The organism is Aeromonas sp. 9A (genome assembly GCF_963900955.1).
Taxonomy (GTDB): Bacteria; Pseudomonadota; Gammaproteobacteria; order Enterobacterales; family Aeromonadaceae; genus Aeromonas; species Aeromonas salmonicida.
Genome location: NZ_CAWRFG010000001.1, coordinates 1,946,199 through 1,959,173, shown reverse-complemented (window position 1 = coordinate 1,959,173; position 12,975 = coordinate 1,946,199). Strand labels below are relative to the sequence as shown.

The window sequence follows — 12,975 nt, the reverse complement described above, 5'->3', positions numbered from 1 at the left end:
CGTAGTACAGAAAAATAGGGAGCCGCAACCAAAAGGGGCCGTCAATTGACGGCCCCTTTTGTTGATGATGCCGACGTGGGTGATGGCTCAGGGATAGATGCTGACTTCAATCAGGTTCTGATCCGGGTCGAGGAAATAGACTGACTCTATCGGCCCGCAGGCGCCGCTTTTGGTGACGGGCCCTTCGACTATCGCCACCCCGTGGCTGGCAAGCTGGTCGATAACCTGTGCCAGCGGCCAACGGGTGATGAGGCAAAGATCCCCCGCCCCCACCTGAGCCCGGTTGCGCGACTCCTGCCCCGGCAATTGCAGATTGATCTTCTGGTTGCCAAAACGCAGCGCCCGGCGCCCTGCACCAAAGGTGATGGCCTCCATCTTGAGCACCGAACTGTAAAACGCCACGGCCCGCTCAATATCACTGACCGTTAATACCAGATGGTCGATATGGCTGATCATGGTTCCTCCTGGTGGTGATCTGGCTGATGTAGCAGGCATATGCCCATGAATGCCCGACACTTTCCACAACCGTGGGCCACCCCATCATACCCGGCAAGGGGTACAGATGTGTGTCGTGGCGCGCACAGACAGGCCAAGTGAGTATGTTGTCAGATAAATCCGCCTCACTGCACCGCAGCGCACGCTTTGTCGCGCTGGGCCAGTAAGGTCTCATCGTCACTGTCCATCGCAGCCAGAATCACCTGATTACAGGCGCGCTCCGCCAGCTTGGCCGGACTCTGCTTGTTATCCCCAATTTCAGCGATCATCGGCCGATAGATGATGGCCGCCGAGCAGTACATGGTGTGAAATTTGGGCAGTTGCCAGCTGCTGTCATCCTGTCGGGTCAGACCATCGCAGAGCGTCTGAAACAGAGCAGCCGCCTTGACCGTGCACTGACTGAAACGCCGCACATCTTGCTCATAGGGACGGCAGACACTTTTGGTTTGGATCTGCCAGAACTGGAAGGCAAAGGGCACCTGCTCCCCCTCATATTCCACCACCAGCGTCTTGGGCTCTGTGCCGTAGTGATCCGACACCTGCTGCTGTACCAGATTGAGATAGGCCGAAAAAAGATAAGAAACCGGATCCATCACCACCTCCCTGTGGTTGTCACTGCCGGGCTTTATTACCGAAAACCGGGGCGATTTTCAAACGAGTAACAGGCGACAACAGCTTACTGATTTGGTTGGGAAAAATGATACTCTTCTCGCCACCCTCATGTACAACGTTCAAGGCCTGTGTGCGATGCAACAATGCGGTATTTATGAACAACTCATTACTCAACTGCTGACATCTCGACTCGACCGCGAGCGCTTTTACGTAGGGGAACGCCAGCTTGAACCTGCCGAAGCGGCAGTCTGGTTATCGCGATTTCTGAGCCGGGTTTTGGAATATGCGGTGGGCTCGGTCACTGGAGAGGATCAGCTGCAACGGCAGATTGAGCTGGCTAACCAGTTATTGCTTTGGCTAAAGGATCGCACGCAAGACCCAGACTTTATTGGCGAGAACCTCATCAATAGTCAGGGAAAAATTCTGACAGCGCTCTACCAGTTGGATAACCCCATCTCAGCCAATTTAAAGCAATATGCCGAGGATATTTTCCCTCTGACAGGTCTGACGCAAAGTGAGCTGTTCTGCGGCAGCAATGCGGGTTTGTCGATGGAGTCGGAGATTAAACGGGAGATATTATCGGCAGATAGCATCTGCTGGCTGGTCTCATTTATCAAATGGGCAGGTATCCGTATTTTCCGTCATGAGCTGGAAGAGTTCACTCGCAGCGGCCGCCAATTAAAAGTGATTACCACTTCTTATATGGGGGCAACCGACGCCAAGGCGGTCGAATTTTTAGCTAGCCTGCCCAACACTGAAGTCAAACTCAGCTATAACACCCAGCGCGAGCGGTTGCATGCTAAAAGCTATCTCTTTTGCCGAAATACTGGCTTTCATACCGGCTATATAGGTTCATCCAACCTCTCTCATTCTGCCCTCACCAGTGGCTTGGAGTGGAACCTAAAAATCACCTCGCAAGAGATCCCTCATATTATCGAGAAATCCCTGAGTACCTTTGAAACCTATTGGGAGTCCGATGATTTTGAGCTGTTCGATGGCAAGCTCGAAAGCCGCACGAAATTAAAGCATGCGCTGCAAGAGGCCCGTGGGGATGGTGACAAAAATAGTCCTGCCTATTTCTTTGATATCACGCCGTTTCCCCATCAACAGGAGATCCTTGAGCAATTGGCGATGGAGCGCGCTTTACATCAGCGCTTTCGTAACTTGGTGGTTGCGGCCACCGGTACAGGGAAAACCCTGATCTCCGCCTTTGATTTTGCACGTTTTCTGAAAACCAAACCCGACGCCAAGTTTCTGTTTGTCGCCCACAAAGAGGAGATCTTGCGCCAAGCCTTGGCCTCGTACCGCGGTGTGCTCAAGCAATCCAATTTTGGCGAACTCTTGGTCGGCGGCGCCGTGCCAACCCACTACCGTCAGCTATTTGCCTCGATGCAATCCTTGAATAACCAGCTGGCTACGTTGCGCCTTAGCCCAGACTATTTCGATTACATCGTCATCGATGAGGTTCACCATATTGCGGCGGCCAGTTATCGTGGTTTGCTCGCAGCCTTTGATCCTCACATTCTGTTGGGATTGACCGCAACGCCAGAGCGCCATGATGGCGGTGATATTCTTGCGGACTTTTGTGGTGTGATCGCAGCAGAAATCCGCTTGCCCGAGGCCATCAATCGTCGCCATCTCTGCCCATTCCAATATTTTGGTATCGATGATGATACTGACTTGCGCCAAGTCGCTTGGAAAAATGGTCGTTATGACATCACTGAGCTCACCAATATCTATACCCACAATCAGCAGCGGGTACAGAAAATAGTCCAGAGCCTCGATGAGATCGTCACCGATATTACCAAGATCAAAGCGCTGGCATTTTGTGTGAGCCGCGAACATGCCGATTTTATGTGCAAGGCATTTTTATTGAAGGGCATCAAGGCTGACATCCTCACCAGCGATAACCGAGACGAGCGCCATAGTAAACAACAGGATTTGCGTACCGGCGTTATCAATATTCTCTGCGTGGTGGACATCTTTAACGAAGGTGTCGATATCCCGGAAGTCGATACCTTGCTGTTTTTACGACCAACGGAAAGCCTCACCATCTTCTTGCAGCAATTAGGGCGGGGCCTGCGGCTGGCGAGTAATAAAGAGTGCTGCACCGTGTTGGACTTTGTTGGCAATGCCCATGCGGAATATGACTTTGCCCAGAAATTCCGGGCACTGGTGGGTAAAACCAATAAGGCGATCAGCCACGAAATCAAACAAGGCTTTCCCCATGCCCCATTGGGTTGCCGCATCGAGCTCTCAAAACAGACCCAAGAGTTAATTCTGAGCAATATCAAGAAGGCGACTCTCAATACCTCGCGCCTCATGGGCCTGATCCGCCGTTTCTCACAGGATTGCGATTTACCGCTGACGCTGGCGAACTTTTTGAAGTTCTACCCTCACATCAGCCTTGAGGAGATCTACAAGCGCGGCAATTGGAGCGCCTTAGTCAAACAGGCCCGCAACCACTCTGTTTCAGAAATGAGCGATGAAAAGCTATCCACCCTCTACACCCGGGCTATCAAAACCCGGCTATTGGGCTGCGATGCGCTCCATTACTTGAACTTCCTACAAACCTTGGTGGCAGACGCCTTTACCTTAACGGCCGAGCACGATGAACGTATGGCCTTGATGTGCCACTACGACTTCTGGCAACAGAGCGGCCCCACTGCAGGCTTTAGCTCCTTGGCGCACAGCCTGAAACAACTCAATCAACCAGAATTGAGAGCCGAGCTGGCAGATCTATTACCCATGCTGATCAACCAGGTGCAACACGAGCAACTGGCCATGCCTGACCTTCCCGGCAATCCACTGCAACTGCATGCCCGTTATGCCAGAGAGCAGGTGCTGGTTGGCTTTGGCGCGACCACCTTCGCGCAGCAACCCACGGCTCGCGAAGGGGTATATGTCATCGCAGAGCAAAATATCGAGTTGCTGTTTGTAACGCTGAATAAAACTGAGCAGCACTTCTCCCCCACTACCCGTTATCACGACTACGCCATCAACGAGTCACTGTTCCATTGGCAGAGCCAAAACAGCGCTCGCCCCGAGCGGGGTAAGGGGCTGAGTTACATAAACCACAAAGCAGAGGGTAAGCGTTTGTTTTTGTTCGTCCGTGAGCAGAGCAAAGATGAATTTGGCCGCACCCTTGGCTTTGTGAACTTTGGTGAGGTGGAGTACATCTCCCATAGCGGCAGCCAACCGATGAACATCAAATGGCGGTTGACTACTCCGATGCCCCCCTTCATGTGGAAAGAAGCAGCAAAGTTGGCGATTGGCTAACTCCTGTTAAAGAAAACGGCTCGCCAGTGGCGAGCCGTTTTCGTCGGGGTCAGCACTCAATCCGCTCGATTTGGCCGTCATTTAGCTTGAAGAAAGCATCCTGCGGCAGGTCTTGTGACCAGGTGGTGGTGTAGTCGATGTCAGCATAGGCACCGCGCAGCATGGCGCCAAACAAACCGTGGGAAACCACGATGGCACGCTCGGCAATGCGATCATCCTGCAGCCACTGTTGGGCCCGGCGCTGAATACATTGAAAATCTTCACCACCGGGCGCCTGCAGATACCAGTCCGGCTGGCTGATATCAAGCTCGGGGTGAGCTGCCACCAGATCCGATACCCGGCAGCCCTCCCACTCCCCCATGTTCAACTCCACCAGTCGCGCATCCCAGACGATGCGCTCACTATCGAGCCCCAGCTGCTGGCATACCAACAGCGCCGTCTGCCGAGCTCGGCCAAGGGGGCTGGCGTAGAGAGTCCAGCGTGCGGGTTCGTCCAGCACATCGCGCAGACGAGCACCCATGGCGGTGGCCTGCGCCTCCCCCTTGTCAGTCAGGTCGGAATTGCAGCGCCCCTGTAACCGCTGCTCGGCGTTATAGCGGGTCTGGCCGTGACGAAGCAGATAGAGGGTTCGAGACATGATTTCTCCAGCAAATTGAGACAGACGAAAGGTCAGAAGATAACAGATGAGTGGGGCAATGGAGACTCATATGACAGCGATTGGCGGGCAAACGGGTCAGGATTGACCCGGTTCCTGCCACGGCGTTCAGGCTGGGCGGGCTCAGCCCTTTTTGATTTCCCGCAGATAGCGGTAGATGGAGTGCACCGAGATGCCGAGCTGGCGGGCGGCTATCTGGGCACTGTCTTTGAGCTCGAAGATCCCCAGATCATGCAGTTGCTTGACCATGACCCGGGTCTTCTGTGACGGCGGCACGGCGTCGTTGCCACGTACCTCGGCACTGACGGTGTCTATGGTGCTGTTGAGGGCCTCGTCTATGTTGCGGGCGAAGACCTCAGGGGTGGCGTGATTCTCGTGGGCGCTCATGCACTCCGGCATCATGGTGCGCAGCACGGATTGCAGCGGGGCATCCATGTCACTGTTGATGCAAAGCAGCCCGATCGGCTGCTGCTCGCCGTTGCGAATGACGGTGGTCAGTGAGCGCAGTGTCTTGCCGGTGGCGCACTTGGTCATATAGGGGCTGGAGATATCCTGGCCGCTCTTGAGCTTCATCATCGCCAGGTTGGTGATGGGGGCACCGACACTGCGACCGGTGATATGGCCATTGGCAATTTTGATGATGGAAGGATTACGCGCATCCAGGCTGTGCAATAGCACCTCGGTATGTTGACCATACATGGCGGCGATACCGTCCACTATGATCTCCATCGCCTTGAGGATCTCGAAATCTGTCGGGCTCAACTCTTGCAGCTTCACATTGGGACCTTTTGGAAAGGGCTGCTGCACCAGCGCAATGCACGCGGGGCAGCAGCCGACAGAAGCACTCAGGCAGACATGATATCAATAATGGTGGTATCTGTGGCAGCCATGCCCTGTATCACCATCTGACCTATGTTGCGGATGGTCTGTTCCACGTTGTCAGAGACGATCCCCTGCCCCGATACCGAGTGGCTGTTAAGGGCCATCAGAAAGCCACGCACCGCCGCGCCTGAGGAGGTGCTCACCTTCATGGCGCAGGAGGCTTTGGCCCCGTCACACACCATACCGGCACTGTCACTCAGCACGTTCTGGATGGCGAAGCATGATTGTTCGAAGCTGCCACCTGCCAGATAGACCATGGCCATGGCCGCTGCCGCGCTGGTCACCGTATTGCCACAGAAGGCAGAGAGCGGCGGATAGTGAGACTTGATGTAGATAGCTCCCAGGTGGCTCATGATGAGTGCCCGCGCCAGCTGCTCTTCGCTGGCGCCGTAGCGCTCGGCAATCACCATCACCGGAATGGTGGCGGCAATGCCCTGATTGCCGCTGCCGAAGTTGCTCATGGCGGGCAGGCTGGCGCCTCCCATACGAGCATCGGAGGCGGCCGCCGTCATCATCACGATACGGTTCATCACATCTTCACCAATCAGGCCGGCATGGATGTTCTGTTGCATGGTGCGGCCAATTTCGAGGCCATAGGGGTTATTCATCCCCTCGGCGGAGAGCTTGCCGTTCAGCTCGCTGGCCTGGAGGATAAATCGGATCTGATCAAACGGCACCTGGCTAGCGAATTCATGAATGGCGGCGATGCTGATCTCCACCCCATCGCAAATGGCCCCTGTGGTGCCACTCTGGTTCTGCTCGGCACTGAAGGTCACCTTGCCATCGCGACGCTGCTCGACAATGCGGGTATGGCCACCGCACAGGGTCACGTCGGCATTGTGCTCTTCCCCTTGTTCATCAACACCAAACACAGTCACCCGGCAGTAGATGAATTCGGGAGCGGCAGTGCGACTCACCTGCACGTTTCCGGCATCGATCAACGCCTGGGCTCTGGCCACCTGATCAGCCTCAATGGCGGCCAGCACTTCCAGTCCGCCCTCGGCGTTGCCACCAAGGGCGCCGGCGGCAGCCGCAATGGCCAGCCCTATCTTGCCGGTGCCCGGTACATACACACCCATGGAGTTCTTGTAGAGGTTATCCGACACCACCACCTCGAGGCGACAAGGTGCGCATCCCAGTTGCCGGGCGGCGACCGCGGCGGCGTAAGCGGCGGCGACTGGCTCGGTACAGCCCAGTGCCGGTTTGACAACCTGTTGAATAATCTGCAGATACTGCTGCCACGCTGGTTTCATCACTTGCACCTTTTTAGCCGCATTAACGGGCGATATGAGCGATCGCTTCTACTTCGACCTTGACGCCCATGGGTAGGTCTTTCACTGCAAAGCAGCTGCGGGCCGGGCAATCTTGCTGGAAATAGCCTTGGTAGACCTCGTTGAAGGCAGCGAAATCCGTGATGTCGGCCAGATAGCAGGTGGTCTTGAGCACTGTCTCCAGCGATCCGCCAGCGGCTTCCAGCACGGCTTTCAGGTTTTCCAGCGACTGGCGAGTCTGGGTGGCAATGCCCCCTGCCACCACCCCGCCCTGCTGCTTGCACACGGGCAACTGGCCGGACGTAAAGATAAGGTCACCATAGGCGGTGCCATGGCTGTAGGGACCAATAGCGTCAGGTGTCGCTGTTGCTGTGATGATACGTTTCATGTAGCCACCTCATTTATTCAATTTTTTTTGCACACAACAATCATGTCTCGCTCAACATTATTTGATTTTTATATTAAAAATTCAACTAAATTTTTAAATAAAGTCATAAATTAGGTTCAAATCCCTATTTAAGCGTGATCAATCTCTTTGTTTTAGAAAAGCAGGTAAAAAAATCGTTGTTTAATCCTTTTTTACTCAACTATATTTGCATTATGATTTTAACCCTACAAAAAGAAGGTACTTTATGGACGCTCACAGTACGACACTTACCCGGCCCGCCATGGGCACGCTGGAATGGAAAGAAGCGGTTCGTTTTGACAGCACCGACTGGGGCTGGATCATCATGAGCATCGGCATGGCCATCGGTGCGGGGATCGTCTTTTTGCCGGTGCAGGTCGGCTTGATGGGCCTCTGGGTGTTTCTGCTGTCGGCGGTGATCGGCTACCCAGCCATGTATATGTTCCAGCGCCTTTTCATCAATACCCTGGCCACCTCGCCCGAGTGCAAGGATTACCCCAGCGTCATCACCGGCTATCTCGGCAAGAACTGGGGCATGCTGCTCGGCGCCCTCTACTTCGTGATGCTGGTGATCTGGGTGTTTGTCTACTCCACCGCCATCACCAATGACAGCGCCTCCTTCCTGCAGAGCTTTGGCGTCACCACTCAGCTGCTTTCGGAAAACCCCTTCTACGGTCTGGTGCTGATCTGCGGCCTGGTGGCGTTGGCTTCCCGTGGCGAGAACCTGCTGTTCAAGATCTCAACCTTCATGGTGCTGACCAAAATAAGCGTGGTGGCCGTGCTCGGCCTGATGATGGTGGACAAGTGGGATGCCGCCAACATCACCGCTATGCCGACCGCCGGGAACTGGCTGAAGGACGCTATTGTCATGCTGCCCTTCACACTCACCTCCATTCTCTTCATCCAGAGTCTGAGCCCCATGGTGATCTCCTACCGATCCCGTGAGAAGTCGCTGGAAGTGGCCCGCTTCAAGGCGATGCGCGCCATGAACATCGCCTTCGGCATCCTGTTCGTGGTGGTGTTCTTCTACGCGGTATCCTTCACCCTAGCCATGGGTCACGAGCAGGCGGTCAAAGCCTCCGAAGAGAACATTTCGGCATTGGCGATGGTAGCCCAGGGCATGCCGGGCCAGACCCTCAAACTGCTGAGCCTGACTCTCAATATCTTCGCGGTGATGACCGCCTACTTCGGGGTTTACCTGGGCTTTCGTGAAGCCTGCCAGGGGCTGGCCATGAACCTGCTGCGCCGGATGATGCCCGAGGATCGCATCAACAAGGGGTTGGTGGGCAAGGGCATAATGCTGTTCACCGTGCTGCTCTCCTGGGGCGCCATCGTGCTCAACGCCCCCGTGCTGAGCTTCACCTCCATCTGCAGCCCCATCTTCGGCATGGTGGGATGCCTGATCCCGGCCTATCTGGTCTATCAGGTGCCGGCGCTGCACAAGTACAAGGGGATCTCCCTCTACATCATCATCATCACCGGCCTGCTGCTCTGTGTCTCGCCCTTCCTGGCGTTCAACTGATGACATTCAACTGACTACGTCCTTGTCGAGCCCCTCGGCACATGAACTGCAAAGCCAGCCCTGATGGGGTCTGGCTTTTGCTGCCATGACATCTGCTGCATTATTTTTCTTGGCGAAAAAAGTCGCATATTTTCGTTGTGCCGTGCTTTTGGTCAGGGTAATCTCGAACAAAACAAGACTCGAACGTTACTTTTTATGGCCACTTTATCATGGCGCTCAAGGGGACAGTTCGACGAGAAGAAGGTCACATCATTTATCACCTGTTCAGGCAAGGAATCGCACATGGCTAGATACCAGTTTTTCTCCATTCCGGCATCCAACCGGCAGCAGTACACCTTTATCGACATGGCCTCCCCCACCTTTCTGACCGAGAAAGAGGCGCTGCTGGCGCAGGGATTCGAGGTGCAGGAAGACTTTATCGATGCCGCGAGTCGCAGTGAGGCCGTCGAGAAATACAAATCCAACTTCCTCTACTTGGCGGACGAGATGGGCAAATCAGACAGTGGCTACGCCGCGGCGATCGCCCTGATGGACGTCGGCAAGGGGTTGTTGGGCGGCAAAACGCGCTGACAAGACTGGTTGACAGAAGTCGCCAGCAGGCATCGTTAGCAGAAAACCAACAAGAGACGATAAGTGGCCATCGCGGCAAGGTGTCCGATGGCCATGTGACGAGCAGCAGATAGCCTGCGTCAGAAGCGGGCCAGTTGCTGGAGCATCTCGATCAGCTCCTCTTCGCTGCGGGGCTCGTGGGTCAGCTCCAGACTCGGGGCCGCGCCCCCCATCAGCATGTAGACATGTGTGCTGCAGTGGTCATAGTGATACCACTTACCGTCGATACAGAGGTCGGTATAGCATCTCGGGTCCCTTTCCAGTTCCATAGTCACATCCTTTTGTTACATACCACCCACATCACTCCTGACCGTAAAATAACCCGCCCACCACAGGTTTGATGCAGATCAAGGGAAGAGGCTGGCTGAGGCGGATATCTGCCGGATCCGGGCCCTGAGCCGCGCACTACCGCCATCCACCACTCATATGAAGATGGCTGTCCGCCTCCCTGCTCTCGGAAAGGGCATAAAATGCCATCAACAAAAACGGCGCCCGAAGGCGCCGTTTTTTCATTCCCGTCTTTTTATTTCCACCGACGGGGCGAACAAGCCAGAGGCTTATTCGTCTTCCAGATAGGCATAGCCTTGCAGACCCAGCTCCAGCTCGTCGAGCAGGGCTTTGCGGGTCGCGTCGTCAAGCGCCGGGTGGGAGACGATACGCTGGTAGTTCTCGCGAATGACGGAGGGGTCGATGTTGACGTAACGCAGCAGCTGGTCGACGGTATCGCCGCGCACCACATTGCGAATGTCCATCTTGCCCTCTTCATCGAGACACACTTCCGCGCAGTGGGTGTCACCAAACAGGTTGTGCAGATCTCCGAGGATCTCCTGATAGGCACCGACCAGGAAGAAGCCGACGTGGCACACTTCGTTCTCGGCATATTCAGGCATCGGCAGCGTGCTTTCGACACCCAGGCCATCGACGTAGTGTTCAACCTGACCGTCGGAGTCACAGGTGATGTCCATCAGGATGCCACGACGACTGAGCGGACGATCTAGCCCGGTCAGCGGCATCACGGGAAACACCTGACCGATACCCCAGGCATCCGGCAGGGACTGGAACAGGGAGAAGTTGGCAAAGCACTTGTCGGCCAGTTTCTCGGAGAGCTCGTCGGCCAGGGCGCGGTGGTTGCGGTTGACCGGGTTGAGCATCTCTTTCAGTGCCAGACAGGTGTTCTGGTGCAGCATCTCGGCCCAGGCGCGTTGCTCCAGATTGAGCAAGCCCATGGTGTACTGGGCATTCACATCACCCAGATCCGCCACTGAGTCGTGGAAGATTTCCAGCAAAGAGGGATCTTCACCGCGCAGATCCAGCCACCCTTTCCACATGTTCTGCAGGAGGGTCGGTGCATCCTCATCCGGCGCGCTGATGTCGCTCATCTCCACCCCTTCGGCACCAATCAGATTGGTGACCAGCACGGCGTGGTGAGCGGTCAGGGCACGGCCGGACTCGCTGATGATGGTAGGGTGCGGCAGATCAAACTCGCGGCACACATCGCCTATGCCCCATACCACGTTGTTGGCGTACTCGGACAGGCTGTAGTTGGCGGAGCAATGGCTCTGGGAGCGGGTGCCCTCATAGTCCACACCCAGGCCACCGCCGACGTCGACCACGTCGATGGGCACACCCAGACGACGCAACTCGGAATAGAAGCGACCGCACTCGCGGATACCGCCCTGAATGTCACGGATGTTGGCGATCTGGGAGCCCAGATGGAAGTGCAGCAGTTGCAGGCAATCCAGCTTGTCCAGGCTACGCAAACGCTCGACCAGCGCCAGGATCTGGGAAGCGGAAAGACCAAATTTGGACATGGAGCCGCCGCTCGATTCCCACATGCCAGAGCCGGTGGACGCGAGCTTGGCACGCACCCCGATATTGGGCTTGATGTTGAGGCGAGCTGACTCGTCCAGCACCATTTCCAGTTCGGAGGGTTTTTCCACCACTATGTAGACCTTGTGGCCCATCAGGTTGCCGAGCAGGGCGTGGCGGATATATTCGCGGTCTTTGTAACCGTTGCAGACGATCACCGAGCCTTGCTCATGGTGATGGGAGAGCACGGCCAGCAGCTCCGGTTTGGAACCCGCTTCCAGGCCAAGCCGTGGCTTGTCGCTGTAAGACTGGCTGATGGTCTCGATGACTCGACTCTGCTGGTTTACCTTGATCGGGTAAACACAGAGGTAATCCCCTTCATAGCCTGACTTCTCGATGGCCTGACCAAAAGCGTTGAACAGTGCATCGACCCGACTCTTGAGGATGTCGGGGAAACGCAGCAACACGGGAGTGGTCAAACCGGACTGGCGCAACTGTTCGATGGCATCAGAGATGACAATGTGTGCATCAGGGCGCGATTTGTCGGGAGCGACGGTCACATGACCGGCGTCATTGATGTTGAAAAAACCCGCACCCCAGTAGGGAACGTTGTAGACCTTCAAGGAGTCCTTGCTGGACCAGTTAGTCATGGGCTATGCCTCGCAAATGAGCGACCAGTGGCCGCCTTCGTTACCCTCAATCACATCCAGACCATCGATTGCAAGTTGCGGCAAGCCAAGGCTGCCTGGTGGGATCTGAACAGCAACGAGTCATGAAAGCGCGACGGATGACCGCCTTCGTTTCACCACTTGTTACCTTCCATCACATCCAGCTATTGCACATCGCGGCAAGCCAAAGGCTGCCTGGTGGATCTTGGGAAGTAACGAGTCTTGATGTGGGGCTGGTGGCTTTACATCAAGCTCAACGGTATGCGGTGCCACCTTAACGGGGGCGCCGCGGTACTTTGATGACAGACAGCATCAGCCACGCCGTCAGTTCATCATTCGGCACCATCACAACGACAAGGGAGGTTTCAAGGAAGATAAGCGAAGGCGTCAGCACGCAAGCGTGTTGATAGACGACAACAACCACAGCCTACCCAACACCAGTGACCGCCCATGACAAGGGAAGATGATGAGCCGCTGGCTCACTCGGTCAGATGGTTAATGAGTGTCCGTTGTTCTCCCTGATACCGGAGCCTAACCGGTATTAAAGAAACCATACCCCAGCAGTGTCTGTCGTTTCTGCGTGCCTCGCCCTATAGGCGTATGATCTTTCAGGTCTCTGGTGGCGTCTGCCTGCTTCAGAGTTACCCTTGGATCGGCGCGGAGTGTACACACTTACCGCCAGCGGTGACAATAAAAAATAGTGTTCAAAAACTGCTTTTAATAAGGTGAGCAAATCTTGCTGCCAGGCAGGCTGGCTCTGGGATGGC

The 12,975-nt window shown here is 55.5% G+C and carries 11 protein-coding genes; 3 read left to right on the top strand and 8 right to left on the bottom strand.

The annotated features are described in order from the left end of the window. Window positions 1-87: 87 nt before the first annotated feature. Together AACX78_RS09305 and AACX78_RS09300 are read right to left on the bottom strand one after the other, a co-directional pair. Window positions 88-456 carry a VOC family protein gene (locus AACX78_RS09305; protein WP_159166019.1) on the bottom strand — a complete coding sequence of 123 codons (369 nt, stop codon included), beginning with the start codon at window positions 454-456 and terminating at the stop codon, window positions 88-90. Window positions 457-620: 164 nt separating this feature from the next. Then, on the bottom strand, window positions 621-1,088 hold the full coding sequence (locus AACX78_RS09300; protein ID WP_159166018.1) for a hypothetical protein: 468 nt from the start codon (window positions 1,086-1,088) through the stop codon (window positions 621-623). Window positions 1,089-1,242: 154 nt separating this feature from the next. On the opposite strand from AACX78_RS09300, the gene AACX78_RS09295 reads away from it, so the two are divergent. After that, entirely contained in the window at window positions 1,243-4,386 is a 3,144-nt protein-coding gene (locus AACX78_RS09295) for a DUF3427 domain-containing protein (RefSeq protein ID WP_159167492.1), read from the top strand. 49 nt (window positions 4,387-4,435) lie between these two features. Here AACX78_RS09295 and AACX78_RS09290 read toward each other — a convergent pair whose 3' ends face one another. From AACX78_RS09290 to AACX78_RS09275, 4 genes are all read right to left on the bottom strand, one after another. Next, complete coding sequence (locus AACX78_RS09290) at window positions 4,436-5,023, bottom strand: histidine phosphatase family protein (protein ID WP_159166017.1); 588 nt, start codon at window positions 5,021-5,023, stop codon at window positions 4,436-4,438. 141 nt (window positions 5,024-5,164) lie between these two features. Beyond that, window positions 5,165-5,818 (bottom strand): helix-turn-helix transcriptional regulator, encoded by a 654-nt coding sequence (locus AACX78_RS09285; RefSeq protein ID WP_159166016.1) that lies wholly within the window; start codon window positions 5,816-5,818, stop codon window positions 5,165-5,167. Window positions 5,819-5,886: 68 nt separating this feature from the next. Next, window positions 5,887-7,176: an L-cysteine desulfidase family protein gene (locus AACX78_RS09280; RefSeq protein ID WP_159166015.1), complete on the bottom strand. Its 1,290-nt coding sequence runs from the start codon at window positions 7,174-7,176 to the stop codon at window positions 5,887-5,889. Window positions 7,177-7,198: 22 nt separating this feature from the next. After that, window positions 7,199-7,582 carry a Rid family detoxifying hydrolase gene (locus AACX78_RS09275; protein ID WP_159166014.1) on the bottom strand — a complete coding sequence of 128 codons (384 nt, stop codon included), beginning with the start codon at window positions 7,580-7,582 and terminating at the stop codon, window positions 7,199-7,201. A 244-nt stretch (window positions 7,583-7,826) separates the two neighbouring features. Between AACX78_RS09275 and AACX78_RS09270 the strand changes: the two genes are divergently transcribed. Together AACX78_RS09270 and AACX78_RS09265 are read left to right on the top strand one after the other, a co-directional pair. Then, window positions 7,827-9,122 (top strand): amino acid permease, encoded by a 1,296-nt coding sequence (locus AACX78_RS09270; RefSeq protein ID WP_201302822.1) that lies wholly within the window; start codon window positions 7,827-7,829, stop codon window positions 9,120-9,122. Between the two features lie 282 nt (window positions 9,123-9,404). Continuing rightward, window positions 9,405-9,692, top strand: coding sequence for a hypothetical protein (locus tag AACX78_RS09265; RefSeq protein ID WP_131731100.1), 288 nt, complete (start codon window positions 9,405-9,407; stop codon window positions 9,690-9,692). 119 nt (window positions 9,693-9,811) lie between these two features. Here the strand turns inward: AACX78_RS09265 and AACX78_RS09260 are convergent, their stop codons facing one another. Next, window positions 9,812-10,000: a hypothetical protein gene (locus AACX78_RS09260; protein ID WP_005309974.1), complete on the bottom strand. Its 189-nt coding sequence runs from the start codon at window positions 9,998-10,000 to the stop codon at window positions 9,812-9,814. A 288-nt stretch (window positions 10,001-10,288) separates the two neighbouring features. Then, a complete protein-coding gene (gene speA, locus AACX78_RS09255) occupies window positions 10,289-12,190 on the bottom strand; it encodes a biosynthetic arginine decarboxylase (RefSeq protein ID WP_159166012.1) in 1,902 nt (633 codons plus the stop codon). Window positions 12,191-12,975 lie beyond the last annotated feature (785 nt).

Coding starts and splice junctions, on each gene's coding strand:
- AACX78_RS09270 (WP_201302822.1), top strand. CDS start 7,827: ATGGACGCTCACAGTACGACACTTACCCGGCCCGCCATGGGCACGCTG.
- speA (WP_159166012.1), bottom strand. CDS start 12,190: ATGACTAACTGGTCCAGCAAGGACTCCTTGAAGGTCTACAACGTTCCC.
- AACX78_RS09295 (WP_159167492.1), top strand. CDS start 1,243: ATGCAACAATGCGGTATTTATGAACAACTCATTACTCAACTGCTGACA.
- AACX78_RS09305 (WP_159166019.1), bottom strand. CDS start 456: ATGATCAGCCATATCGACCATCTGGTATTAACGGTCAGTGATATTGAG.
- AACX78_RS09260 (WP_005309974.1), bottom strand. CDS start 10,000: ATGGAACTGGAAAGGGACCCGAGATGCTATACCGACCTCTGTATCGAC.
- AACX78_RS09300 (WP_159166018.1), bottom strand. CDS start 1,088: ATGGATCCGGTTTCTTATCTTTTTTCGGCCTATCTCAATCTGGTACAG.
- AACX78_RS09280 (WP_159166015.1), bottom strand. CDS start 7,176: ATGAAACCAGCGTGGCAGCAGTATCTGCAGATTATTCAACAGGTTGTC.
- AACX78_RS09290 (WP_159166017.1), bottom strand. CDS start 5,023: ATGTCTCGAACCCTCTATCTGCTTCGTCACGGCCAGACCCGCTATAAC.
- AACX78_RS09275 (WP_159166014.1), bottom strand. CDS start 7,582: ATGAAACGTATCATCACAGCAACAGCGACACCTGACGCTATTGGTCCC.
- AACX78_RS09265 (WP_131731100.1), top strand. CDS start 9,405: ATGGCTAGATACCAGTTTTTCTCCATTCCGGCATCCAACCGGCAGCAG.